Below are 24,201 nucleotides of genomic sequence, written 5' to 3'. Positions count from 1 at the left end.
CGCCAACGAAAAAGGGCTGCCTGAATGGCAGCCCTTTTTCGTTGGCGCGGGTAAATCACCCGCGGCGTTACTTCGAGATCGATGCGAACATCTCGTCGCGCGCGACGCGCGCTTCCTGCGGCGACAGCCCCTCGATCTTCACGCGCCCGGTGCCGGCATGCACGAGGCCGATCACCTTGGCGGCTGCGTACGACAGGTCGAGCACCCGGCCGCGCTTGTACGGCCCGCGGTCGTTGACCTTCACGACGACCCACTTGCCGTTCGTCGAGTTCGTCACCTTGATGTACGACGCGAGCGGCAGCGTGCGGTGCGCGGCCGTGAAGGCATTCATGTTGTAGCGCTCGCCGTTCGCGGTGAGACGGCCATGGAACGCCCTGCCGTACCACGACGCCCGGCCGTTCTGGCGGAAATCGGATACGTCGGTCGCATCGATCGGCTCCGCGTCGGCGAGCGACGCGCGCTTCGCGTTCTTGTCGTCGGCAGCCGGCATCGAGGCCAGCGCGGAATCGAAATTGAGCGACGCACTGTCCGCGTTCGCAGCGGCGGCCGTGCGTGCGGCGTTCTTCGGATTCGCGCCTCCGGTCGTCTGATCGGACGACTTGGGCGGCAAAGCGCAGCCCGTCAGCGCGAGAAAAACGGCCAAGGTACCGAATTGGCTCGGTAATCGAAAATTCATCGACGTGTTGCCTTCTGGTGCGGGCCGCCGATTACTGCATGAATAACGCGGCCCGGACGGAAAATGCGGGCACGCCCGGCTCGAATGCGAGCAGGCGGCTTGCATGGACGCAGCTATCGTACTTGCCGCAACCGTCCTGATTAGCTTTCACGTCTGGCACAACCTGTCCCCGGCAGCCTGACCAGACCCCACATGCCGCCATCGAACATGGCTTCCACGTTCGCGCGCGTCGATACTGCCAACGCACGGGAACGGCGGCACAGGCCTCATCCGGCGGCGCGGCAGCAGAGCCGCAGCGGGCGCGCAGCACCCGGCCGGACAAGACGTGAGCACCGAACGCTCGGTGCTTGATTCACCGCCGGACTCCCCGGCGGCGCTTGCTTTGACGGTGCCCGTCGCCCGCGGAACAGGGGCTCGAACACCAGCGAACTGCGTGATTTTCACGCATGGTTGCCCGCATTATACACAAAAGAAAAAACCATCTCGAAAAACGGCGCCGTCCCCGCACCGATTCTCACTGCCGCTGTAACAATCGCCCCGCGCGCGCCCCGGACAGCGGGCGGGCGCGGCCGGTACAATCGAACCTTTTAGCCGCCGGTGCTTCCATGAAAGTCACGCTCATCCCGGTCACGCCGTTCCAGCAGAACTGCTCGCTGCTCGTCTGTGAAAAGACGGGCCGCGCCGCCGTCGTCGATCCCGGCGGCGATCTCGAACTGATCGAGCAGGAAGTCGCGCGACAGCACGCGCAGGTCGAAAAAGTCCTGCTCACGCACGGGCACGTCGATCACTGCTCGGGCGCGAAGCAGCTCGCGACGCACTACGGCGTGCCGATCGAAGGGCCGCAGGAAGACGAGCGCTTCTGGATCGAGAAGCTGCCCGCGCAAAGCGAGCGCTTCGGCTTCCCGGCCGCCGAGGCGTTCGAGCCCGACCGCTGGCTGAACGACGGCGACACCGTGCAGTTCGGCGACGAGACGCTCGAGGTCTATCACTGCCCCGGCCACACGCCCGGCCATGTCGTGTTCTTCAGCCGCGCGCACCGCCTCGCGATCGTCGGCGACGTGCTGTTCGCCGGCTCGATCGGCCGCACCGACTTCCCGCGCGGCAATCACGGCGACCTGATCCGCTCGATCCGCGAAAAGCTCTGGCCGCTCGGCGACGACGTCACGTTCGTCCCCGGCCACGGCCCGGTCTCGACGTTCGGCGAAGAGCGGCGCACCAACCCGTTCGTCGCCGATGGAGTCGCCGGATGAGCCAGGAGATCTATGTCAGCACCGATGTCGAGGCGGACGGCCCGATTCCCGGCCCGCACTCGATGCTGAGCTTTGCGTCCGCGGCCTACACGGCGGACAAGCAGCTGATCGCGACGTTTTCCGCGAACCTCGAAACCTTGCCGGGCGCGCAGCCGCATCCGGTGCAGGAGGCGTGGTGGAAAACCCAGCCCGACGCGTGGGCCGCGTGCCGGCGCGATCTGCAGGCGCCGGAAGCGGCGCTCGTCGCTTACGTCGACTGGGTCGAGGCGCTGCCGGGCAAGCCGGTGTTCGTCGCGATGCCGGCCGGCTTCGATTTCACCTTCATGTTCTGGTACATGATGCGCTTCACCGGCCGCTGCCCGTTCTCGTGGTCGGCGCTCGACATCAAGACGCTCGCGTTCGCGATGACGGGCCTGCCGTACCGCAAGGCGATCAAGCCGCGCTTTCCGAAGCACTGGTTCGACGATCATCCGCACACGCACGTCGCGCTCGACGACGCGATCGAGCAGGGCGCGCTGTTCTGCAACATGCTCACCGACTTGCGCGCGCAGCAGGCGGCAATCGCGCAGCTCGCCGCCGTCACGGGCGACATGCCGGCGGACAAGGGCGAAGCGGGACAAAACCCTACTGACCCGCGCGCGAGCTAGAGAATCTCCCTCAACGACGCCGCATCGGATTGCCTTTCCTTTCTCGCGCCTCTAACATTCATAGTGTTGTAGCTGCCGTATGGAGGCGCAGGTGACGCTCGATTCCTTTTCGCAAAAAATCCTTCGCCTGCTGCAGCTCGACGCGCGCCGCTCGGTGCAGGAGATTTCCGACCAAGTCGGCCTGTCCAGCACGCCGTGCTGGCGCCGCATCAAGGACATGGAGCAGTCCGGGGTGATCCAGCGCTACACCGCGCTGCTCGATCGAGAAAAACTCGGGCTGCACGTCTGCGCGCTCGCGCACGTCCACCTGACCCGCCACAACGAAGGCGGCGTCGAGCAATTCGAGCGCGAGATCGCCACCTGCCCGGAAGTCACCGAGTGCTACAGCACGACGGGCGAAGCCGATTACATCCTGAAGATCGTCGCACCCGACATCAAGGCTTACGACGTGTTCCTGCACGAGCGCATCTTCAAGATCCCGGCCGTGTCGCAAGTCCGCACGAGCGTCGTGCTGCGCGAAATCAAGTTCGACACGCAGTTGCCGCTGTAGCGGGCGCGCGCCGCCGCCGCGCTACGCGCGCGTCGGCACCGCCCGCGCAAAGCGGATCCGGCTCGCGCCGAACTGGCGCTTCAGCGCCTCGACGTCGAGCCGCTCGGCGAGCGCCGTGTCCGCGTCGCCGCTCGCGCCGGGATCGGCCGCGAGCGTCAGGTCGATTTCCAGCCCGGTGCTCAGGTAGTGCAGGTTGACCGCCGTCGCACGCAGGCCGCGCCGCGCCAGTTCGGCCTCGACGCGGGCCGCGACTTCGCTGCGCGGCGGCAGCGCCAGCGCCGGCCGCCTGGAGGTGTCGTTCTCCGGGTCGACGTGAATCAGCGCGTCGAGCACGCGCCGGTCTGACAGCACGCGCGCCCGCGCACTCTCCGCGATGAAATGCCCTTCGGACACGGAGATCATCGGATCGACGAGGATGTGTGCGTCGACGAGCGCCGAGTCGCCCATCTTGCGGGTGCGCAGGTCGTGCACGTCGCGCACGCCCGGCGTCGCCACCAGCAATGCGCGGATCTCGGTGGTATCGGTCTCGTCGAGCGCGCGGTCGGACAGATCCTGCAACGCATCGTAGCCGAACGTCCAGCCCATCCGCGCGACCATGAAGCCGACGATCGCAGCCGCGATCGGATCCAGCAGCCGCACGCCGGCCAGGCTGCCGACGATGCCGATCGCCACGACGAGCGACGACGCGGCGTCCGATCGCGCATGCCATGCATTGGCGACGAGCATCGCGGAGCGCACGCGCTGCGCCTCGCGCAGCATGTAACGGAACAGCGCCTCTTTCGACACCAGCACGGTCACCGCGACGACCAGCGCAATGGCGTGCACGGGCGGAATAGTGTCGAGATGAACGAGACGATCGCCGGCACGCCACAGCATGCCGATCCCCACCGCGATCAGGATCGTGCCGAGAAACAGCGACGCGACCGTCTCGTAACGGCTATGTCCGTAATTGTGGTCAGCATCCGGCATTGCGCCGCTATGACGATTCGCAACCAATACGACGAAATCCGAGATCAAATCGGATATCGAATGCACACCGTCAGCAATCAGCGCCTGCGAATGGCCCACGAAGCCGACAGCAATTTGAAATGTGGCCAGTACGACATTCAGAACGATGCTGATGAACGTGCTCTTGCGGGCGACGGCGTGCTTTTCCCCGCTTTGCTCGTCGCTTGAAAACGTAGACATGAATTTCAAGATATGAATCGGCGATGCCGGATTCTACCAAGCGCGCCCCCAAACCGCCCGCAACAACCACAAAAAAAATCATTTAAATCAATCGGTTATGCGAACAGCTCGCATTTTCATTCACATCGCTTCATGACAAATTCGTGACATGACGCACCACTCGGGGGGGGCGCCAGGAAGAAAAAAAGCCACGTTTCCTCGACGGAAACGTGGCTTTTCAGCTTTGCGCTCGGACGTCCGTTCAGATCGTGAATTGATCACGATTCTTGCCGGCGATCCACCGCGGCGGCTTGCCGCGACCGGACCAGGTCGCGCCGGTTTCCGGATCGCGATATTTCGCCGCAACGCCGACGCGCGGACGACCAGCCTTGCCGGCCTTGACGCGGCTCAGGCCCAGTTCGGCCAACGTAAAGCCGTAATCGGCGATTTTCTGCTTCACGTCATTGAGCACTTCCGCGTATTCGCGCGACTTGGCCTCTTCGATTTGCTTCTCGAGCTTCTCCCGCTGGGCCAGGAGGTCTTTGTAAGAAGACATGGTTTCCCTTTTATCTGATCAAATGACACCGATCTGCCGCCGGCTGGCCATTTACACTTGCGATGCCTCGGATTATTGCGGGCAGAGAGTATCACAAAACAGAACTGGTTGAAGCCAAAATCAATCCGAATTCGGACTTCAAATGAAATTTCGATCAAGTCATATTGACCAGTATCGCCTTGATACTCAATTCTCCATCCCCTTACGGTTAGATTAGGACAAAACGCACAGCGTATTAAGACTTTCAGCCTACGCAATTACCCTGAATTCATATAACGAAAGTTTTCATCCGACGACAGGATCGGCGAGATAGACCGGAATAGCCTTGTATAGGCAACCCGGATTATCGGCCGATTAAGCGCGCTTCCGGCCGGGGCGTCACGCAATCTGCCCCGCGCATGCGAACAGGCGGGCGCGCAACGCGTCGGCGTCCGATTGCGGCGCGTCGAACGCTGTTCGCATGCGCAGGCCGTCGTGCAGCCAGTCGGCGCCGTAGCGGTCGGCGCCGAGCAGCGCGAGCCCCGGGCGGCTCGCCGCGTCGTACGCGTCCCATAGCGCGCGCTCCTCGTCGAACGTGAGCGGCGCGAGCACGTCGAGCGCGGCGCCGTCGACCCAGCCCATTCGGCCGAATCCGCCGATATAGCGCACACGCTCGATATCGAGCGCCAGGAACGCGAAATCGCCCAGTGCGAGGTAGCGCTGCGCGTCGGGCGCATAGCGCAGATAGCGCGCGACGCAGTGCGGATCGGCGTCGATCGGCGTGAAACGCCCGAGCAGCGTCGCACGCTCGGCATTCAGCACGTCGCCGTCCGGCGCATCGACGACGAGGAAACCCGCACGCGAATCGGCGGCGAGGTTGCGCGTGTGCTCGGCGAGGCCGCTCACGAGAATGACCGGCCGGTGACGCGCATCGACGACGAACGGCACGACCGTCGGATACGGAAAGCCTTGCGGCTCGCGCGCATGTGTCGCGAGCGTGCCGAGCGGGCAGCGATGCAGCAGGTGCAGCGGAAGGGCGGGATCGATGTTCACGTAAACTCCTGCGGTCGAAGGACGGCTCGCACCGATGTTACCCGCGGCGGACGGTGCCGCGGCGACGTGTTCGATAGAATCAGGCGATTCGCAAGCCGCGCGCGCCCGTGCGCCGCATTCTTCTTCCGACGAGCCCTCCGTGTCCGACGCCGCATCCGACTTCGCCGCGCCCCCCGCCGCGCACCGCGACCTCTCCCTTCCCGTCCGACGGCGCGCGCGCGCCGCGACCATGGCGCTCTTCTTCGTCGCCGGCATGATGTACGCGTCGTGGGGCGTGCACGTCCCGACCGTGCGCGACCGGTTCGCGCTGAGCCCGGCGCTGCTGTCGCTCGCGCTGCTGGCCACCGCGGTCGGCTCGATCGCGGCGATGATGACGATCGCGCGGTGGATCGCGCGCGTCGGCTCGCGCACTGCCTGCCTGTCCGGCGGGCTCGCGATGACGGCCTGCGCGGCGCTGATTCTCGTCGTGCCGAGCTATCCGGAGCTGCTCGCGGTGCTCGCGCTGTTCGGCTTCTCGATGGCGACGCTCGACGTCGCGATGAACGCCGAGGCGAGCGCGGTCGAGACCGCATTCGGCAAACCGATCATGTCGATGCTGCACGGCATGTTCAGCGTCGGCGGCATGACCGGGGCGGCGGCCGGCGGCGCGCTGCTGTCGGCCGGCATGCCGCCCGCCGCGCATCTCGCGCTCGCCGCGGCCGCGAGCGCCGCGGTGCTCGTGATCGCCAGCCCGGCGGTGCTGCCGCACGTGCCGCACCACGAACACGCGCACGGCGCGGGCGGCAATCGCTGGCGCTCGCCCGCGCTGTGGATGCTCGGCGCGATCGCGCTCGTCGCGCTGATCGCCGAAGGCGCGATGTACGACTGGGCGACGGTCTACATGCGCGACGTCGTCGCGGCGAGCCCCGCGCTCGCGAGTGCGGCCTATGCGGCCTTCTCCGGCGGGATGGCCGCCGCGCGTTTCGCCGGCGACACGGTGCGCGCACGCTTCGGCGCGTCGCAGCTCGTGTTCGCGAGCGCGACGCTCGCCTGCGCGGGGATGATCGGCGCGCTGCTGCTGCCGTACCCGGCGGCCGCGCTGACAGGCTTCACGCTGATGGGCCTCGGCCTCGCGAACATGATGCCGGTGCTGTTCGCCGCGGCCGCGCGCGTGAAGGGCATTCATGCGGCGGAAGGGCTCGCGCACGTCGCCGGGCTCGCATACTTCGGACTGCTGTTCGGCCCGGTCGTGATCGGTGCGGTCGCGCAGGCCGCGAGCCTGCCGGTCGGACTGTCGGTCGTCGCCGTGTGCGCGGCGCTCGTCGCGGCCGTCGCGCCGAAGGTGCTCGCGCGCCTGCGGGTCTGACGGCGCGACTTCCCAAAAAAACAAGGCGCGCATGCGTTGCCGCTTGCGCGCCCGTGTCTCTTCTGTCGACCGCTCGATTACATCTTCACTTCGTCGAGCAGCGTCTTCTTGCCGCCCTTGTAGTTGTAGAGCGAGATCACGCCGTGCTGCAGGTCGCCCTTCGAATCGAAGGTCGTCGTGCCGATCACGCCCGTGTAGTTCGTCTTCGGCATCGCGGCCAGGATCTTTTCCGGATCCGTCGAGTTCGAGCGCTTCATCGCCTCGACGATGATGTACACGGCGTCATACGTAAACGGTGCGTAGATCTGGATCGGCTGGCCGAAGCGCTTCTCGTACTTCGCCTTGAACGCGTTGCCGCCCGGCATCTTCTCGAGCGAAGCGCCCGCTTCCGAGCACACGACGTTGTCGGTCGCGTCGCCGGCCAGATCGGCCAGCTTTTCCGTGCAGACGCCGTCGCCCGCCAGGATCTTCGCGCGCAGGCCGAGCTGCTTCGCCTGCTTCGCGAACGGGCCGCCGGTCGCATCCATGCCGCCGTACATGATCGCATCCGGATTCTCACCCTTGATCTTGGTCAGAATCGCGCGGAAGTCGACCGCCTTGTCGTTCGTCGCGTCGTGCGACATCACCTTCAGGCCGAGCGCCTTGGCCTTCTTCTCGAACTCGTTCGCGAGGCCCTGGCCGTATGCGGTCGAATCGTCGACCACCGCGACGCTCTTGATGCCCTTCGAATGCGCGAAGTTCGCGAGCGCCGGGCCTTGCTGCGCGTCGGTCGCGACGACACGGTAGGTCGTCTTGAAGCCCTGCTGCGTGTAGGCCGGGTTGGTCGCCGACGGCGAGATCTGCACGATGCCCGCATCGCTGTAGATCTTCGAGGCCGGGATCGACGTGCCGGAGTTCAGGTGGCCGACCACCGCGACGACCTTGTCGTCGACGAGCTTCTGCGCCACTTGCGTTGCCTGCCGCGGGTCGGCCGCGTCATCCTGCGGATCGAGTTGCAGCGTGATCTTCTGGCCGCCGACCGTGAGACCCTTGGCGTTGATCTCCTCGACCGCGAGACGTGCGCCGTTTTCGTTGTCCTTGCCCAGGTGTGCAATGCCGCCCGTCAGCGGCGCGACGTGGCCGATCTTGACGACTTGATCGGCCGCTGCGTTCGTCGCAGCTGCAGCGCACAGCATCGCGGCTGCGGTGATCGGCAACAGCTTTTGCATCTTGATAGTCATGTAAGTCTCCAGTTTCGATCCCAAAAAACGCCATCGCCCGGTGCCCCGCTGCCATCCCTGTGTTTCGCTCACTGGACGATTCGCCGGTTGCATCGTTCATGCACTTGGCCTCAAGCACGCGAAACAGCCGCTTTTAACGACGTGCCCCCGTACTTGCGCGCCAGTGTAGGTGATCAAATTAAATCGCGGGATTTTTTTGGGGTAGTAGTAACACTACCGATGAACGGGCTTGAAAAGAGACGCGAGGGGATCGCTGAAAGCCCCGCTGGATAAGGGTTTCCGCTAGTTTTTACAGACTGGCGAAAGGCGGTTTCGAAGCGCGTGCGCGCCATGCCGGATCGCGATGTCTTGCGCTCGATCAGGGAAGGAAACGCACGCCGCCGCGCGCGTTTCCACACCGCATGCGATGCCCGGCATCAGGCCGGCGCGCGCGCCGCCCGCCATTCGTCGTCGAGCGCGTCGATCAATTGCGCGGTCGTCAGCGCGTCGCCACGCCGCCGTGCCAGCGGCGCGCCCTGCCCCGCCCACAGCGACAGGTAATCGCCGTCGTTCGCGCGCGCGGCGGCCTGGCGCAGCGGCTGCGTCAGCGCGTTCTGCACCGGGTACGGCGCGACGTCGCCGGCACGCTCGCCGAGCCGCGCCATCAGCGTATTGCGCAGCCCGCGCGCATGGCGCCCGGTGATGGCGCGCGTGACCATCGTCGACGTGTCCGCGCTCGCCAGCAGGCGCGCCTTCCAGTCCGCCGCGATCGCGCTTTCCGCGCACGTCAGGAACGCGGTGCCGAGCTGCGCCGCCTGCGCGCCGAGCGCGAGCGCGGCGGCGATGCCGCGCCCGTCCATGATGCCGCCCGCCGCGATCACGGGCAGGCCGGTCGCGTCGACAAGCTGCGGCACCAGCGCCATCGTGCCGATCAGCGCGTCTTCGGCCGCGCCGATGAACGTGCCGCGGTGACCGCCCGCCTCCGCGCCCTGCGCGGACAGCGCGTCGGCGCCCGCCGCCCGCCACGCGAGCCCTTCCGCCACGTGCGTCGCGGTGCCGATCACGTAGGTGCCGGCCGCCTTCAGGCGCGCGACGTCGGCCGCGTCGAGCACGCCGAACGTGAAGCTCGCGACCGGCACGCGCAGCGCGATCAGCGTATCGAGCTGCGCGCGAAAGTCCGGCGCGAAACGTGCGGGCGCGGTGCCGGGCGGCAGGCCGAGCGCTACGTTGAGCGGATCGATCGCCGCCAGCGCCCGTGCAACGGTGTCCGCGTCGGGCGCGACCTCCGGCAGCACGAACAGGTTGACCGCGAACGGCCGGCCGGTGGCCGCGCGGATCGCGGCCACCTCGGCCTCGAGACGTGCCGGCTCGAACGCCCCGGCGCCGAGGCTGCCGAGCGCGCCGGCGTTCGACGCGGCGGCGACCATCGCGGGCGTGGTCGCGCCTACCATCGGCGCCTGCACGAGTGGCAGGCGCAGGCCGAAGCGCTCGGAGAACGGGGTGGAGAAAGAACGTGCTGACATGGCGAATCCTTCGATGATGCGCGAAAGCGCACTGTAACGGGTTGACGTTGCCGACTGTACCGAAGCGCCGCGCCGCCGAAAAATGAATAATCCTGAACGGAACGATCGCGTAACGAGAAGCCGGAGCGGCACGCCCTGCAGCACCCGCGGATTGGTGGCACACTAGGCCGCCCCGCTTACCCTTTACCCCCTTCACCCGCGAGGCGCGCACGTGCGCCGCCTCGCTCGTCAGGAGTTCAACGTGACTGCCCAATGGATCGACATCCCTTCCGGTAACGACAGCTTCGGCGGCTACCTCGCGCTGCCGAAGCGCGGCAAGGGTCCTGCCGTCATCATCATCCAGGAGATCTTCGGCGTGAACGCGCACATCCGCGCGGTCGCCGACCAGTACGCGGCCGACGGCTACGTCGCGCTCGCGCCCGACGTGTTCTGGCGCACCCAGCCGCGTGTCGAGCTGACCTACGAAGGCGCCGACCGCGACAAGGGCATCGAGCTGATGCAGAAGACCGACGTGAACCTGGCGGTGGCGGACATCGCCGCGGCGGCCGATGTGCTGCGCGCGCGGCCGGAAGTGGCCGGCAAGGTCGGCGCGATCGGCTACTGCTTCGGCGGGCGCCTCGCGTACCTCGCCGCCGCGACCGGCAAGATCGACGCGGCGGTCGCCTATTACGGCGGCGGCATCCAGAACCAGCTCGACGCGGCAAGCAGGATCGCGCAGCCGATCCTGTTCCACTACGCGGAAAACGACCACGCGATCCCGCTGTCGGCGGTCGAGCAGGTCGAGGCGAGCTTCGCCGGCCGCGACAACGCGACGTTCCACCTGTATGCGGGCGCCGAGCACGGCTTCAATTGCACCGACCGCGCGTCCTACAACCAGCGCGCCGCCGCGCTCGCACACGGCCGCACGCTGACGTTCCTCGCCGAGCATCTGTAAGCATCGGCCGCGGGCCCGGGCCATGCGCGCCGGGCTCCCCTTTCATCGCCTGACGTCACCACCGGGGGCACAGCGATGCAGTCGGAATATCTCGCCCACGATGCGATCGGCCTCGCCGAACTCGTCCGCCGGCGGCAGGCCAGCCCGCGCGAGCTGCTCGACGCCGCGATCGGCCGCGCGGAGGCAGTCAATCCCGCGATCAACGCGATCGTCCTGAAGGATTACGAGGCCGCGCACGCGCGCAGCGCGCCCGGGCAGGTCCCGCCCGGCCCGTTCGCCGGCGTGCCGTATCTGGTGAAGGATCTCGGCGCGGCGGTCGCCGGCCTGCCGCTGTCGATGGGCAGCCGCCATTACCGCTATTACGTGCCCGACGCCGATTCGCCGCTGATCGCGCGCAGCCGCGCCGCCGGGCTCAACGTGTTCGGCAAGACCAGCACGTCGGAAATCGGCCAGATGCCGTATACGGAACCCGAGCTGTTCGGGCCGTGCCGCAATCCGTGGAATCTCGATCACACCCCCGGCGGCTCGAGCGGCGGCGCCGCGGCGGCGGTCGCCGCCGGTGTCGTGCCGCTCGCGCATGCGTCCGACGGCGGCGGTTCGATCCGCATTCCGGCATCGTGCTGCGGCCTGTTCGGCCTCAAGCCGAGCCGCCATCCGGCGCTCGCCGATCGCGCGACGAACGGCGATCTGGTCGTCCAGCATGCGGTCGCACGCAGCGTGCGCGACAGTGCGCTCCTGCTCGACGTGACGACCGGCCAGACGCTGCCGCCGGGCGCGCCCGGCACGTTTCTCGGTGCGCTCGACGTGCCGCCCGGGGCGTTGACGATCGGCCTCGTCACCGATCCGATGTTCGCGCCGGCGCTCGCCGGCGACACCCGCGCCGCGCTGGACGATGCCGCCGCGCTCGTCGCGTCGCTCGGCCATCGCGTCGAGCCCGCGACGCTCAACGTCGACTTCGCGCGCGCCGGCGAGATCTTCCTGACGCTCTGGGCGACGATCGCCGACGAGATGGTGCTCGGCGCGCGGGAACTGACCGGACGCACGCCGCGGCGCGGCGACTTCGAGATCGCGTCGTGGGCGATGGCCGTGGTCGGCCGGCGGCTCGCGCGCACCCGGCTCGCCGAGATGCTCGAACTGCAGCGCCAGCTCACCGTGCAGGTCGCGCGGCTCGTCGCGCACTATGACGTGATCCTGTGCGCATCGCTCGCCGGCCCGCCGGTCCGGATCGGCGCGCTGCTGCCGACGCGGTTCGAGCGCACGCAGATGGAAATCCTCGCGACGCTGCCGGTCAAGCCGCTGTTGAAGGAGATGCTCGCGAAAACGTCGCTGAAGGCGTTCGCGTGGGCCGGCTGCACCGAGCTGTTCAACCTGACCGGCCAGCCGGCGATGTCGGTGCCGCTCTACTGGAACGCGCACGGCCTGCCGATCGGCGTGCAGTTCGCCGCGCGCCACGGCGACGATGCGCTGCTGCTGAAACTCGCGCGGCAACTGGAGACGGCGCGGCCGTGGTTCGACAAACGGCCGCCGCTGATGCACGCGCAGGCGTGACGCCGCCGGCCGTCGCGAACGCACCGGCCGCCCGCGCAGCGCCGTCACGTGCGAAGTCGCATGCGCGCGGCGCGTGCCGAACGCCGGCGGCCACAGTAAAAACGGCCCCGCCGGCATTGCCGATGGGGCCGGGAAGGCCAATGGCGGCGGGCCGCCCGCCGCGTCACGCGGCGCTTGCGCGCGCGAGGCTGCAAGCCGGGCGCGCCGCGCCGCTCACAGGCCGAGACCTTCGCAGATCGCCCTGGTCGCCGCCGCGCTGTTCAGCGTGTAGAAGTGCAGGCCCGGCACGCCCGCGTCGACGAGACGCCGGCACAGGCCCGTCACCACGTCCACGCCGAACGCGCGAATCGCGTCGCGGTCGTCGCCGAAGCTTTCGAGCCGGCGCGCGATCCAGCGCGGCACTTCCGCGCCGCACATTTCCGAGAAGCGCATCAGCTGCGAGAAGTTCGTGATCGGCATGATGCCGGGCACGATCGGCACGTCGACGCCGAGCTTGCGCGCATCGTCGACGAAGCGGAAATACGCGTCCGCGTTGAAGAAATACTGGGTGATCGCGGAATTCGCGCCCGCCTTCACCTTGCGCGCGAAGTTCTCCAGATCGGCCTTCGGCGATTTCGCCTGCGGGTGATATTCCGGATATCCGGCCACTTCGATGTGGAACCAGTCGCCGTGCTCGGCGCGGATGAAGCTGACGAGCTCGGACGCATAGCGCAGCTCGCCGACCTCGCCCATGCCGGACGGCAGGTCGCCGCGCAGCGCGACGATGTGGCGGATGCCGTGCGAGCGGTACTGGTCGAGGATCGCGCGCAGGCTGTCCTTCGACGAGCCGATGCACGACAGGTGCGGCGCGGCCTCGAGGCCGTCCTTCTGCATGTCGAGCACGGTATCGAGCGTGCCCTGCTGCGTCGAGCCGCCGGCGCCGAACGTCACGGAGACGAATTTCGGCTTGAGCGGCATCAGCTGTGCGCGCGTCGCGCGCAGCTTCTCGACGCCCTCCGCCGTCTTCGGCGGAAAGAATTCAAACGAGAGTTCGATCGGTTTCATGATTCAGGAGCCTATCCCGGTGTCGCTCAGCCGATGTTGCGCTGGCCGAAGATCAGGGCGGACAGCAGCCACGACACGATGCTGTACAGGATCGAACCGAAGAACGCGGACCAGAAGCCCGACACTTCGAAACCCTTCAGCAGCGACGACGCGAACCAGAAGCACAGCGCGTTCACGACGAGGATGAAGAGCCCGAGCGTGACGACCGTCACGGGCAGCGTCAGCAGGATCAGCACCGGCCTGATCACCGTATTGATCAGGCCGAGGACGACGGCGATGATCAGCGCGGTGCCGAAGCTCTTGATGTGAATCGACGGCACCAGGTACGTGATGATCAGCAGTGCGAGTGCGTTGATGACCCAGGTCAGGATGACGGTCATGCGGTGCTCCGGTTCGGTTGACGGTCAGGCCGCGCGCGGCTGCCCGGATGACGGAAAGACAGCGGAACCGCCTGCCGCGCGGTGCGCGGCGGGCGGTCCGGGAAAGCGCCGCCGCCGTGTCGCGTGCGACCCGCGCGGCGGCCGAAGCCGCGGCGCGGGCACTGCGGGGCGGGCGGCGCCGCCGGCCTCAATAGCGGTAGTGGTTCGGCTTGAACGGGCCGTCCTTCGGCACGCCGATGTACGCGGCCTGATCGTCCGACAGCTCCGACAGGTTCGCGCCGATGCGCGCGAGGTGCAGGCGCGCAACCTTCTCGTCGAGGTGCTTCGGCAGCACGTAGACCTTGTTCTCGTACTCGCCGCCGCGCGTGAACAGTTCGATCTGCGCCAGCGTCTGGTTCGTGAACGAGTTCGACATCACGAACGACGGGTGGCCGGTCGCGCAGCCGAGGTTCACGAGGCGGCCTTCCGCCAGCAGGATCACGCGCTTGCCGTCCGGGAAGATGATGTGGTCGACCTGCGGCTTGATGTTTTCCCACTGGTACTGGCGGGTCGACGCGACGTCGATTTCCGAGTCGAAGTGGCCGATGTTGCAGACGATCGCGTTATGGCGCATCGCCTTCATGTGATCGTGGTTGATCACGTGGAAGTTGCCGGTCGCCGTGACGAACAGGTCGGCCTTGTCGGCCGCGTATTCCATCGTCACGACGCGGTAGCCTTCCATCGCCGCCTGCAGTGCGCAGATCGGATCGATTTCCGTCACCCACACGGTCGCGCCGAGGCCGCGCAGCGATTGCGCGCAGCCCTTGCCCACGTCGCCGTAGCCCGCGACGACCGCGATCTTGCCCGCGATCATCACGTCGGTCGCGCGCTTGATGCCGTCGACGAGCGACTCGCGGCAGCCGTACAGGTTGTCGAACTTCGACTTCGTGACCGAGTCGTTCACGTTGAACGCCGGGAACGGCAGGCGGCCGTCCTTTTCCATCTGGTACAGGCGGTGCACGCCGGTCGTCGTCTCTTCCGTCACGCCCTTGATGTGCGCGAGGCGCGTCGAGTACCAGCTGCCGTCGACGTCGAGATGGCGCGCGATCGCGGCGAACAGCGCGACTTCTTCCTCATTGGTCGGCTTGGCGATCACCGAGCGGTCCTTCTCGGCCTTCGAGCCGAGGATCAGCAGCAGCGTCGCGTCGCCGCCGTCGTCGAGGATCATGTTCGCGAACTCGCCGTTCGGCCATTCGAAGATGCGGTGCGTGAACTCCCAGTATTCGTCGAGCGATTCGCCCTTGAACGCGAACACCGGCGTGCCGCTCTCCGCGATCGCGGCAGCGGCGTGATCCTGCGTCGAGAAGATGTTGCACGAGGCCCAGCGCACGTCCGCGCCGAGCGCCGTCAGCGTCTCGATCAGCACGCCGGTCTGGATCGTCATGTGCAGCGAGCCGGCGATGCGTGCGCCCTTCAGCGGCTGCTGGCTCTTGTACTCTTCGCGGATCTGCACGAGGCCCGGCATTTCGGTCTCGGCGATGTTGAGTTCCTTGCGGCCCCAGGCGGCCAGCGACATGTCTGCGACGAGGAAATCTTGCGAAGCTTGGGAATTAATGATGGCGCTCATCACGCCCTCCTTTCTAAAAAAGTTCTAGAAATTGGTGACGTGAGCGCCGTTCAGGAAGCGGCACGCCGGTGCGATCGTCGATCGCCGCCGCGCATGGCCGCTCGGTGAAGTCTTCCGAGCCTGGCGGGCACGCTGATCGCGCCCGTCGCAACGCTCCTCGGAAAACGGGGGGATTGTAGCAAATCGGCGGGAAGATTTCCTGCCCGCGGACAATGCGGGGCGCGTACGGCCCGGCCTGCGCGATGCGCAGGCGTCGCGCCTGCGCCACCGCCCCGATTCAGGTCTCCGCGCCGACCCAGGCCTGCTCGCGCAGCCGCGCGCGCAGGCGGGCGACCGCCTGGCTGTGCAGCTGGCACACGCGCGACTCGCTCACTTCGAGCACCGCGCCGATCTCGCGCAGATTCAGCCCGCGTTCGTAATACAGCGACATCAGGAGCTTCTCGCGCTCCGGCAGGCGCTCGATCGCCTCGACCAGCGCCTCGCGCAGATGCTCGTCGAGCAGCGCGGACAACGGATCGGCATGATCGACGCGATAGCGGTCGAGAAACGGCTCGTCGTCGGCCGCGCGGTCGAAATCCTCGTAGTAGATCAGCTGGCTGCCGTGCAGGTCCTGCAGCATCCCCTGAAACTCGCCGAGCGGCATGTTTAGGTGCGTCGCGATTTCCGTCTCGGACGCCGAGCGGCCGAGTTGCTGCTCGACCTGGTGCACGGCGTGCTCGACCTCCCGCGAGGTCTTGCGCAGGCTGCGCGGCAGCCAGTCGTTGCTGCGCAGCTCGTCGAGCATCGCGCCGCGGATGCGCTGCGTCGCGTAGGTCTCGAACTGCGCGCCCTGGTCCTCCTTGTAACGGCCGGCCGCGTCGAGCAGGCCGATCATGCCGGCCTGGATCAGATCGTCGAGATCGACGCTCGCCGGCATCTTCGCGACGAGCTGCAGGCCCAGGCGACGCACGAGCGGCGCGTATTGCGCCAGCACGTCGGACTGGGAAATCTTTCCTTGAGCGTTGTACATCTTGGCTCCCTCCTTCATCGAGCCCTCAGGCGGCATGGACCGCACCCGCTTCAAACGCGGGGCTGCCCGCGCGGGCCCGCCGCGCGCCCGGCCCCGGGCGCATCGGCCAATACAGCAGATCGGCGGCGATCTGCCGGTAATCGCGCGCGGACGGCGACGCCGGGAACGCGTCCACCGCCGTGCGCATCAGCTCGCGCGCGCGCTCGACGAGCGGATCGGCGCTCACGTAGCCGGCGTCGGCGAGCGACACCGCCAGGTAGCGGCTCGCGACGCCCGCCAGGTTGTCGAACGCGGTCTTCGCGTCCGCCGGGCTGCTCACGTGATTGGTCAGCACGTGGAACTGCGGAATCGCATGGGTGAAATGCAGCCGCTTCATATACGCGTAGGCCTCGGTGATCGCCTGGGCGGCGACGCGCGTGACGATCAGCACGTCGTGCGCCTCGCGCGCGAGCGCCGAGAACGCGCCGTCGGCATCGAGCTGCGTATCCACGAGCACGATGTCGGCGGCGCCGTCGATGAAGTCGGCAAGTTGCGCGTCGCTGTAGCCCGCACGCGCGAAATGCGACGCGGCGTACACCGAGAATCCCGCGTCGACGCGCACGTTCTCGCCATCGCGCAGCCACGCGCCGCACAGCGTCGCGCTGGCCGAGTGGGCATCGGTGCGCTCGTCGACGACGAGCACGTCCTTGCCGAGTGCGGCAAGCGCCGCGGCCAGATTCACGGCGGTCTGCGTGCAGCCGACGCCGGCCGGCCCGCCCGCCACCGCGACGATGCGCGACACGCGCCCGGCGAGCAGGCGGCGCAGCCCTTCTGCCTGGTCGATCGTCCGTTTATCCAAAGCGCACCTCGTGCAGCTCAGCGGTCGAACGTGCGGTCAGCGCCGAAAGCACCGTGGGCATGTCCTCGTCTTGCGGCACGAACGGCGAGCCGTCGCGCGGCACACAGAAAGCACTTTTCAGCAGGAATTTCCGGGTCGCGACATACAGGTTCTCCGGCACCTTCTGGCCCGTCGACACGTAGTGGACCGGCAGCTTGTAGCGGATCACCGTGTCGAGCACGCCGCCGAGGTGGGTCGCCTCGTCGAGCTTGGTGAGAATGCAGCCGGCGAGATCCGGCTGGTCCGCCGCGCTGCGGTAGGCCTGGACGACCTCGTTGAGCGTGTCGCCGTGGCTCGTCGCATTCAGCAGCAGCAGACGCTGCACCGGCGTGTCCGCGCCGCGCAGCATCGCGATCTGGTCGGACAGCGCGCGGTCGCGCTGGCTCATGCCGATCGTGTCGATCAGCACGATATGCTTGTTGCGCAGCTCGGACAGCGCGAGCTGCAGGTCGACCCCGTCCTTCACCGCATGCACCGGCACGCCGAGGATCTTGCCGAAGATCCGCAACTGTTCGTGACCGCCGATCCGGTAGCTGTCGGTGCTCAGCAACGCGACCTTGCTCGCGCCGAAGCGCATCACGCAGCGCGCCGCGAGCTTCGCGGTCGTCGTCGTCTTGCCGACGCCCGTCGGCCCCATCAGCGCGAATACGCCGCCACGCTCCATCAGCGTGTCCTCGCTCTCCAGCACCGGCAGGTTCGACGCGAGCACGGACTGCGCCCATTCGGTCGCCTGCTCGAGCGTCTGCTCGCCTTCGGCGCGCGGCATGTTGTCGACCATCATCTGCACGAGTTGCGCGGAGAAGCCCGCCGCGAACAGGTGCTTCGTCAGCGCGGCATGCGCCGGGCTGCGACGCTGGCGCTCGCGCCACATCAGACCGGCGAACTGCTCTTCCATCATCCCGCGCATCGAACTCAGCTCGTGCATCACCGTCTCGTTGACGATCCGCTCGATACGCGCCTTGACCGCATCGGCGACCGACGCGGCGTCGCCGCCGCGCGGCTTGTCGGCCGACTTCGCGGCAGGCGTGTCGGCAGGCCGTTGCGCCGCGCCGTCGTCGGACGGAAAACGCCGCGCGACGTTGCGCACGATATCGCGCGCCCACTCGGGCGCCGCGTCGGCGGCGCCCCGCGCCGCATCGCCGAGCATCGCGTCACGCGTCGCGCGGGCGCTGTCTTCGAGCACCGGCGCGACCGGCTGCGGACGCGCGAGCAACGCCTCGCGCTGCTGCGTCAGCCGCTTCGCGTGCTCGACCAGCCACGGCGCCGGCTCGGATGCGCCGCCCGGCGCCGCGGCAGCGGCCATGCCCGCTGCGCCGGCCGATTCGGCGCTCGCGCCGAACACCGACGAGAACACGTCCGGCATGCCGCCGTTCGCATACGGATTTGCACCGCCGCGGAGCGCCTGCGCGGCCGCGCCGGGCAGTGCCGCGACGCCGCCGGACGCGGCGAGCGCGTCCTTCGGAAGCGCCACGGGCGGCGCGATCGCGGCCAGCTCGGCGTCGGCGAGCGCGACGATTTCGACGCTGCCGTCATCGAGCGTGCGGTTCGACAGCACGACGGCGTCGTCGCCGAGCGCTTCGCGGGCGAGCCGCAGCGCGTCGCGGCTCGTCGCGCCTGTGAATTTTCGAATGTTCAAGCGGAACCCCCGATGACGTTAACGACCTTGATCGTGCGTGTATCCGGCACTTCGGCATACGACAGCACTTTCAATTGCGGCAGGCTGCGCCGCAGGAAGCGCGCGAGCATCGCGCGCAGCGCGTGCTGCACGAGCAGCACCGGCGGCAGCCCAAGATTCTGCTGACGCAGCATCGCCTCTTGCGTGCCGGTCAGGAGCGTATGCGCGAGACCGGGCTCGAGGCCCGGATTCGCGCCGGTGGTGAGCGCCTGCGACAGCACGCGCTCGAGATTGGCGTTGAGCCCCATCACCTGCATCTCGCCGGAGCCCGGATACCACTGCTGCGTGATCGCGCGGCCGAGCGACAGGCGCACGGCGGCGGTGAGATCGAACGCGTCGTTGAAGCGGCCCGCCTGCTCGGACACGGATTCGATGATCGTGCGCATGTCGCGGATCGGCACACCTTCTTCGAGCAGGTTCTGCAGCACCTTCTGCAGCATCGTGAGCGAGATGGTCTTCGGCACCAGGTCCTCGACGAGCGACGGCGCATCCTTGCCGGTGCGCTCGATCAGCGCCTGCACTTCCTGGCGGCCGAGCAATTCGGCCGCATGCTGGACGACGAGGTGGTTCAGGTGGGTCGCGACGACCGTGCTCGCGTCGACGACCGTGTAGCCGTACACCTGCGCCTGCTCGCGCAGCGCGGTGTCGATCCAGACCGCGGGCAGGCCGAATGCCGGGTCCTGCGTCGGCGCGCCGGGCAGCGCGGCCGTCACCTGGCCCGGATTGATCGCGAGCCATTGCCCCGGATAGGCCTCGCCGATGCCGATCTCGACGCCCTTCAGCGCGATCCGGTAAGCGTTCGGCCGCAGCTCGAGGTTGTCGCGGATGTGGATGACGGGCGGCAGGAAGCCGATTTCCTGCGCGAACTTCTTGCGGATGCTCTTGATGCGCTTCAGCAGTTCGCCGTCGCTGCTCTTGTCGACGAGCGGGATCAACCGGTAGCCGACTTCGAGGCCGAGCGTATCGATCAGCTGCACGTCGTCCCAGGTCGCCTCGTGGCTGTCGGCCGACAGCGCGGCAGGCGGCGCGATCTCGGTGACGTCGCCGGATGCCTTGCGGGCCGCCGCGCGCTGCGTCTGCCGGCGCGCGAGCCAGATCGCGCCGCCGCCGAGCCCCAGGAACGCGAAGTGCGGCATGTTCGGGATCAGGCCCATCATCACGATGATGGTGCCGGTGATCATCAGCACGCGCGGGTTCGTGAACAGCTGGCCGGTGAGCTGCGTGCCGATGTCCTCGTCGGTCGCGACGCGCGACACGATCACGCCCGCCGCGGTCGAGATCACGAGCGACGGGATCTGCGCGACGAGGCCGTCGCCGATCGTCAGCAGCGTGTAGTTCGTGCCGGCCGCGGCGAAGGTCATGTCGTGCTGCAGCATCCCGACGATCAGCCCGCCGATGACGTTGATCGCCATGATGATGAGGCCGGCGATCGCGTCGCCGCGCACGAACTTCGACGCGCCGTCCATCGAGCCGTAGAACTCGGCCTCCTGCGCGACCGACTGGCGGCGCTTTCTCGCCTGTTCCTCGTTGATCAGGCCGGCGTTCAGGTCGGCGTCGATCGCCATCTGCTTGCCGGGCATCGCGTCGAGCGTGAAGCGCGCGGACACTTCGGCGATCCGCCCCGCGCCCTTCGTGATCACCATGAAGTTGATGATCATCAGAATCACGAACACGACGATCCCGACCGCGAAATTACCGCCGACGAGGAAGTGGCCGAACGCCTCGATCACCTGGCCCGCGGCATCGGGGCCGGTGTGGCCTTCGAGCAGCACGACCCGCGTCGACGCAACGTTCAGCGACAGGCGCAGCAGCGTCGAGAACAGCAGCACGCTCGGGAATGCCGCGAAGTCGAGCGGCTTCATGGTGTACATGCTGACGAGCAGCACCATGATCGACAGCGCGATGTTGAACGTGAAGAACAGATCCAGCAGCAGCGGCGGCAGCGGCAGGATCATCATCCCCAGGATCATGCAGATGAGGATCGGCCCCGCGAGCGCGCGCAAATTCGCGCCGGCAAGGAAGTCCGGGCGCTTCGAGAGCAGGCCGCCGGGCATGTTCATGCGGCACCCCCTTGCGTGCGGCCGGCCGTGCCGAGCGCATCACCGGCCTCTTCGCGTTCGTCGGCGGCGGAGACCTCCGAGCCCTTGTCGAGCTCGGCCGGCACGTCGAGATCGACGGGCACCTCGGGTACGTCGCCGCCTTCCGTGCGGAAGCGCTTGAGCTGGTAGACCCACGCGAGCACTTCGGCGACGGCCGAATACAGCGAGCCGGGAATCTCGCGCTCGAGTTCGACGTTGTGATAGAGCGCGCGCGCGAGCGGCGGCGCTTCGAGCATCGGCACGCCGTGCTCGGCGGCCAGCTCGCGAATCCGCGCGGCGACGAGGTTCACGCCCTTCGCGACCACCTTCGGCGCGCGCATTTCCCCGTCCGTGTACTGGAGCGCGACGGCGAAGTGCGTCGGGTTCGTGACGACCACGTCGGCCTTCGGCACCGCGGCCATCATCCGGCGGCGGGCAATCGCGCGCTGCTGCTGGCGAATCCGGCCCTTGACGTGCGGATCGCCTTCGTTTTCGCGATGCTCGCGCTTGATTTCTTCCTTCGTCATGCGCAACTTCTTGTTGTACTGCCAGAGTTGATACGGCACGTCGAGCGCGGCGACGACAAACATCCCCGCGACGGTCGTGCCGCAGCACACGGCGATCAGGTGCAGTGCGTCGGCGAGCGCCGCGTCGAGCGGCTGGGTCGCGAGACCGAGCAGCTCGTCCTTGCTGCGCCAGATCGCGACGCCGCCGATGCCGCCGACGACCAGCGTCTTGGCGAGCGACATCCCGAGCTGGATCGGCCCCTGGATCGAGAAGATCCGGCCGAGGCCCGACAGCGGATTCAGGCGGTCGAGCTTGAGCTCGAAGACTTTCGGCGACATCAGCCAGCCGCCGAGCGCCATCGGCGCGAGCAGCGCGGCGATCCCGGTGAGCGCGAGCAGCGGCGCGAGCGCGGCAAACCCTTCGAGGCTCGCGCTGCCGGCCGCCACCAGCATCCGGTGGGTGTCGAACGCGGCCGCGCGGTCGAACGTGAATGCGCCGCGCATCATGGTCTGCATGTGCGAGCCGATCGGCCCGGCAAGCAGCCACGTGCCGTAGAAGCCCGCCGCGAGCAGCGCGAACGAAGCCAGCTCGCGCGAGCGCGCGACCTGCCCCTCCTCTCGCGCCTGCTCGCGGCGCTTGGGAGTGGCGGCTTCGGTTTTTTCGAGATCGCTCTCGTCTGACACGGGGCCTCCAGACGGACGCGGCGGGATGCCGCTTTCCAGTGACACCGATTATTCATGCAGCGGTCAAACCGCGATCGGTCGAGCAAAGCCGTGAAAGGGGGGTATTTCTGGGAATCGGGACGGAGGACGGCGAGCGTTGGCGGCGCAGGTTCCGGACGATATCGCGGTTCGCCGCCGCGACGCGGACCGGCCGCCGGCCGCGCCGCGAATCCGCGCCGGGCGTGCGATCCGCCTCACTAAAAAAAAGGGTGCGATTGCTCGCACCCCCTTCGCCCGCGACGGCCGGGCCGCCGCTCAGAACGCGATATAGGGCCCCGCGCCGCCCGACGCGCTCAGGTCCATCCCGAAGAAGATGGTCTTGCCGTAGAACTGCGGCAGACCGACGTCGAGCGAGGCGTTTATGCCGAGCGGGCCTGCCACGTCGTTGAACGCAAACGCGGACGTGTTGGCGAACAGCGCGGTCGCGTTCGCGACCGTCATCGATACCGTCGCCTGTGCGTTGTTCTGGCCCGTCAGCGTCGCCGAATAGGTGGTCGTCGCCGCCGGACAGTAGAACGCCGCGTTGCCGGCGCACCGGGTCTGAAACGCGTCGTCGAAGAAGTAGGCGTTCGAGCCGGTGTCGAAGAATGCGGTCACGTTCCGGCCGAGGAACGTCCCGTTCACGTCGCCCGTGGTGGTCGACGTCAGTTTCGTCGCCGCGCCGAGCGCGTTGTTGCTCTGCGTGCCGATGCCGAACGTCAGCAGCCCCGTCGCGCTCCCCTGCCCGCTGGCGGAGATCTGCGACATCTGCACGATGATGCCGTTGTTGTCACCGGCAAACCGCTGGACCGGGTTGGCCACCTGCTGGCTCAGCCCGACCGTCGTCTGCGCGCAGCTCGCGTTGCCGTTCGGACACGCGTAATAGTTGCTGGACGCCATCGTCGTGACGCACGTGGTGCCGCAGTCGTAAGGCGCCGGCCCGATGCCGAGGATGCCGTTCGCGCCGAGGGCCTGCGCGCTGTTGGCCGACGCATGGCCGTTCGTGCAGGTGGCCGGCACGTTCGTGGTACCGAGATCGCCGATGATCTGCACGGGCAGCGAGGCGGCCACCTCGCCGCCGATGCGCAGGTCGGCGGTGCGCAGCGAGCCCCACGTGTAGCTCGACACGAACTGGCCGCATTCGGCGAGCGGCGTGCCGCCGGCGGTCGACACGGGCAGGCTGCCGAGCACGCCCGACACCGCGCTGCTGACGAGCCGCAGGCCGTACGACGCGGTGTCGACGAGCACGTTGCCGACGATCTGGCAGGTCGACGTGCCTGGCGCGCATACCGTGACGCTGACGGTCGGGATGTTGATGATGTTGGCGACGCCGGTGCCGACGGTGATCACCGTGGTGTTCGCGGCGCTGACGGCCGAACCGCCGCCTCCGCATGCGGTGACGATGACGGCTGACGTGGCCGCGAGGCTCAGCGCGCCGAGCCAGCGAATGAGGGTATGGGGGATACGCACGATCGGCCTCCCGCTGTCACTGGATGTCATTGCCGGTCATGCCGGCAGGCAGCGCCTGCGGCAGCCATGCCTGTCCGGAGAACGCGCCCATGTGGCCGCCCGTGTGGATGACGAGGCCGCTCGTGTCGACCGCGACGGGCGCGCGCCAGCCGCGCGCGGCGTGCGCCGACTCGACGCCGGCAGTGTATTGCGGGAAGTAGCCGCCGAACAGCGACTTGAGATCGGGAATCGTCGGGCCTTGCCAGGCGACGCCGAACACGGTGCCGCCAGTGGACACGTATTCGTGAATGACCGTGCCGGAACCCAGCGTGATTTCGTGGACGGTATAGGCGGGCGCGCCGGTCGTCGAACCGCTCGCCGCCTGTATCGTGCGCTGCAGCGAACGTACGGTGGCGGCGGAGTCCGCCGCCGGCGGCGGCATCGGCCC

22 protein-coding genes and 1 riboswitch are annotated in these 24,201 nt (G+C 67.8%); of the genes, 6 read left to right on the top strand and 16 right to left on the bottom strand.

Annotation, left to right across the window (positions count from 1 at the left end):
- Positions 1-67 precede the first annotated feature (67 nt).
- The gene (locus LIG30_RS24105; protein WP_038716217.1) at positions 68-676 is read right to left on the bottom strand and encodes a septal ring lytic transglycosylase RlpA family protein; all 609 of its coding nucleotides are present in this window, start codon (positions 674-676) and stop codon (positions 68-70) included.
- Positions 677-1,281: 605 nt separating this feature from the next.
- On the opposite strand from LIG30_RS24105, the gene LIG30_RS24100 reads away from it, so the two are divergent.
- The 3 genes from LIG30_RS24100 (at position 1,282) to LIG30_RS24090 (ending at position 3,123) form a co-directional block, all read left to right on the top strand.
- Positions 1,282-1,926 carry an MBL fold metallo-hydrolase gene (locus tag LIG30_RS24100; protein ID WP_038716215.1) on the top strand — a complete coding sequence of 215 codons (645 nt, stop codon included), beginning with the start codon at positions 1,282-1,284 and terminating at the stop codon, positions 1,924-1,926.
- Positions 1,923-2,573, top strand: a complete 651-nt coding sequence (locus LIG30_RS24095) for an exonuclease (protein ID WP_038716213.1) — start codon at positions 1,923-1,925, stop codon at positions 2,571-2,573. The genes LIG30_RS24100 and LIG30_RS24095 overlap by 4 nt, the downstream gene beginning before the upstream one ends.
- Positions 2,574-2,652: 79 nt before the next feature.
- Positions 2,653-3,123 (top strand): Lrp/AsnC family transcriptional regulator, encoded by a 471-nt coding sequence (locus LIG30_RS24090; protein WP_006477376.1) that lies wholly within the window; start codon positions 2,653-2,655, stop codon positions 3,121-3,123.
- 21 nt (positions 3,124-3,144) lie between these two features.
- Here the strand turns inward: LIG30_RS24090 and LIG30_RS24085 are convergent, their stop codons facing one another.
- The 3 genes from LIG30_RS24085 to LIG30_RS24075 all read right to left on the bottom strand — a co-directional run bounded on the left by LIG30_RS24085 (position 3,145) and on the right by LIG30_RS24075 (position 5,878).
- Positions 3,145-4,311, bottom strand: a complete 1,167-nt coding sequence (locus LIG30_RS24085; RefSeq protein ID WP_038716212.1) for a cation diffusion facilitator family transporter — start codon at positions 4,309-4,311, stop codon at positions 3,145-3,147.
- A gap of 241 nt (positions 4,312-4,552) precedes the next feature.
- The gene (locus tag LIG30_RS24080) at positions 4,553-4,846 is read right to left on the bottom strand and encodes an H-NS histone family protein (protein ID WP_038716211.1); all 294 of its coding nucleotides are present in this window, start codon (positions 4,844-4,846) and stop codon (positions 4,553-4,555) included.
- A gap of 378 nt (positions 4,847-5,224) precedes the next feature.
- Positions 5,225-5,878, bottom strand: coding sequence for a HugZ family pyridoxamine 5'-phosphate oxidase (locus tag LIG30_RS24075; protein ID WP_038716208.1), 654 nt, complete (start codon positions 5,876-5,878; stop codon positions 5,225-5,227).
- 139 nt (positions 5,879-6,017) lie between these two features.
- Here LIG30_RS24075 and LIG30_RS24070 point away from each other — a divergent pair, with 139 nt between their 5' ends.
- On the top strand, positions 6,018-7,223 hold the full coding sequence (locus tag LIG30_RS24070) for an MFS transporter (protein ID WP_038716207.1): 1,206 nt from the start codon (positions 6,018-6,020) through the stop codon (positions 7,221-7,223).
- Between the two features lie 77 nt (positions 7,224-7,300).
- Here LIG30_RS24070 and LIG30_RS24065 read toward each other — a convergent pair whose 3' ends face one another.
- Positions 7,301-8,443: a branched-chain amino acid ABC transporter substrate-binding protein gene (locus tag LIG30_RS24065; RefSeq protein WP_038716205.1), complete on the bottom strand. Its 1,143-nt coding sequence runs from the start codon at positions 8,441-8,443 to the stop codon at positions 7,301-7,303.
- Between the two features lie 416 nt (positions 8,444-8,859).
- Positions 8,860-9,945, bottom strand: a complete 1,086-nt coding sequence (locus LIG30_RS24060) for an NAD(P)H-dependent flavin oxidoreductase (RefSeq protein WP_038716202.1) — start codon at positions 9,943-9,945, stop codon at positions 8,860-8,862.
- Positions 9,946-10,186: 241 nt separating this feature from the next.
- Between LIG30_RS24060 and LIG30_RS24055 the strand changes: the two genes are divergently transcribed.
- Entirely contained in the window at positions 10,187-10,879 is a 693-nt protein-coding gene (locus LIG30_RS24055; RefSeq protein WP_038716221.1) for a dienelactone hydrolase family protein, read from the top strand.
- A 75-nt stretch (positions 10,880-10,954) separates the two neighbouring features.
- Positions 10,955-12,427: an amidase gene (locus LIG30_RS24050; protein WP_038716200.1), complete on the top strand. Its 1,473-nt coding sequence runs from the start codon at positions 10,955-10,957 to the stop codon at positions 12,425-12,427.
- Between the two features lie 213 nt (positions 12,428-12,640).
- Here the strand turns inward: LIG30_RS24050 and metF are convergent, their stop codons facing one another.
- From metF to LIG30_RS24000, 10 genes are all read right to left on the bottom strand, one after another.
- Positions 12,641-13,471 carry a methylenetetrahydrofolate reductase [NAD(P)H] gene (gene metF / locus LIG30_RS24045; protein ID WP_038716198.1) on the bottom strand — a complete coding sequence of 277 codons (831 nt, stop codon included), beginning with the start codon at positions 13,469-13,471 and terminating at the stop codon, positions 12,641-12,643.
- A gap of 26 nt (positions 13,472-13,497) precedes the next feature.
- On the bottom strand, positions 13,498-13,851 hold the full coding sequence (locus LIG30_RS24040; RefSeq protein ID WP_038716196.1) for a phage holin family protein: 354 nt from the start codon (positions 13,849-13,851) through the stop codon (positions 13,498-13,500).
- Between the two features lie 187 nt (positions 13,852-14,038).
- Complete coding sequence (ahcY, locus tag LIG30_RS24035; protein ID WP_051995163.1) at positions 14,039-15,457, bottom strand: adenosylhomocysteinase; 1,419 nt, start codon at positions 15,455-15,457, stop codon at positions 14,039-14,041.
- 34 nt (positions 15,458-15,491) lie between these two features.
- Positions 15,492-15,622: riboswitch (S-adenosyl-L-homocysteine riboswitch) on the bottom strand.
- Positions 15,623-15,734: 112 nt separating this feature from the next.
- Positions 15,735-16,466, bottom strand: coding sequence for an RNA polymerase sigma factor FliA (locus LIG30_RS24030; protein ID WP_038716219.1), 732 nt, complete (start codon positions 16,464-16,466; stop codon positions 15,735-15,737).
- A 25-nt stretch (positions 16,467-16,491) separates the two neighbouring features.
- Entirely contained in the window at positions 16,492-17,304 is an 813-nt protein-coding gene (locus LIG30_RS24025; RefSeq protein WP_038716193.1) for a MinD/ParA family ATP-binding protein, read from the bottom strand.
- Entirely contained in the window at positions 17,297-18,979 is a 1,683-nt protein-coding gene (flhF, locus tag LIG30_RS24020) for a flagellar biosynthesis protein FlhF (RefSeq protein ID WP_038716190.1), read from the bottom strand. Before flhF ends, LIG30_RS24025 begins: the two co-directional genes overlap by 8 nt.
- Positions 18,976-21,078, bottom strand: a complete 2,103-nt coding sequence (gene flhA, locus LIG30_RS24015; protein ID WP_038716187.1) for a flagellar biosynthesis protein FlhA — start codon at positions 21,076-21,078, stop codon at positions 18,976-18,978. Before flhA ends, flhF begins: the two co-directional genes overlap by 4 nt.
- Positions 21,075-22,286, bottom strand: coding sequence for a flagellar biosynthesis protein FlhB (flhB, locus tag LIG30_RS24010; protein ID WP_038716185.1), 1,212 nt, complete (start codon positions 22,284-22,286; stop codon positions 21,075-21,077). The genes flhA and flhB overlap by 4 nt, the downstream gene beginning before the upstream one ends.
- A 294-nt stretch (positions 22,287-22,580) precedes the next feature.
- Complete coding sequence (locus LIG30_RS24005; RefSeq protein ID WP_038716184.1) at positions 22,581-23,774, bottom strand: DUF3443 domain-containing protein; 1,194 nt, start codon at positions 23,772-23,774, stop codon at positions 22,581-22,583.
- A 16-nt stretch (positions 23,775-23,790) separates the two neighbouring features.
- Positions 23,791-24,201 (bottom strand): DUF2844 domain-containing protein (locus LIG30_RS24000; protein ID WP_038716183.1); only part of this gene is annotated, 411 nt, incomplete at its 5' end.

This window comes from Burkholderia sp. lig30, assembly GCF_000687455.2.
Taxonomy (GTDB): domain Bacteria; phylum Pseudomonadota; class Gammaproteobacteria; order Burkholderiales; family Burkholderiaceae; genus Burkholderia.
Note: the sequence above shows the minus strand (reverse complement) of the source record. Positions and strands in the feature narration are given on the sequence as shown.

Coding starts and splice junctions, on each gene's coding strand:
- LIG30_RS24105 (WP_038716217.1), bottom strand. CDS start 676: ATGAATTTTCGATTACCGAGCCAATTCGGTACCTTGGCCGTTTTTCTC.
- LIG30_RS24100 (WP_038716215.1), top strand. CDS start 1,282: ATGAAAGTCACGCTCATCCCGGTCACGCCGTTCCAGCAGAACTGCTCG.
- LIG30_RS24095 (WP_038716213.1), top strand. CDS start 1,923: ATGAGCCAGGAGATCTATGTCAGCACCGATGTCGAGGCGGACGGCCCG.
- LIG30_RS24090 (WP_006477376.1), top strand. CDS start 2,653: ATGGAGGCGCAGGTGACGCTCGATTCCTTTTCGCAAAAAATCCTTCGC.
- LIG30_RS24085 (WP_038716212.1), bottom strand. CDS start 4,311: ATGTCTACGTTTTCAAGCGACGAGCAAAGCGGGGAAAAGCACGCCGTC.
- LIG30_RS24080 (WP_038716211.1), bottom strand. CDS start 4,846: ATGTCTTCTTACAAAGACCTCCTGGCCCAGCGGGAGAAGCTCGAGAAG.
- LIG30_RS24065 (WP_038716205.1), bottom strand. CDS start 8,443: ATGACTATCAAGATGCAAAAGCTGTTGCCGATCACCGCAGCCGCGATG.
- LIG30_RS24060 (WP_038716202.1), bottom strand. CDS start 9,945: ATGTCAGCACGTTCTTTCTCCACCCCGTTCTCCGAGCGCTTCGGCCTG.
- LIG30_RS24050 (WP_038716200.1), top strand. CDS start 10,955: ATGCAGTCGGAATATCTCGCCCACGATGCGATCGGCCTCGCCGAACTC.
- metF (WP_038716198.1), bottom strand. CDS start 13,471: ATGAAACCGATCGAACTCTCGTTTGAATTCTTTCCGCCGAAGACGGCG.
- LIG30_RS24040 (WP_038716196.1), bottom strand. CDS start 13,851: ATGACCGTCATCCTGACCTGGGTCATCAACGCACTCGCACTGCTGATC.
- ahcY (WP_051995163.1), bottom strand. CDS start 15,457: ATGAGCGCCATCATTAATTCCCAAGCTTCGCAAGATTTCCTCGTCGCA.
- LIG30_RS24030 (WP_038716219.1), bottom strand. CDS start 16,466: ATGTACAACGCTCAAGGAAAGATTTCCCAGTCCGACGTGCTGGCGCAA.
- flhA (WP_038716187.1), bottom strand. CDS start 21,078: ATGAACATGCCCGGCGGCCTGCTCTCGAAGCGCCCGGACTTCCTTGCC.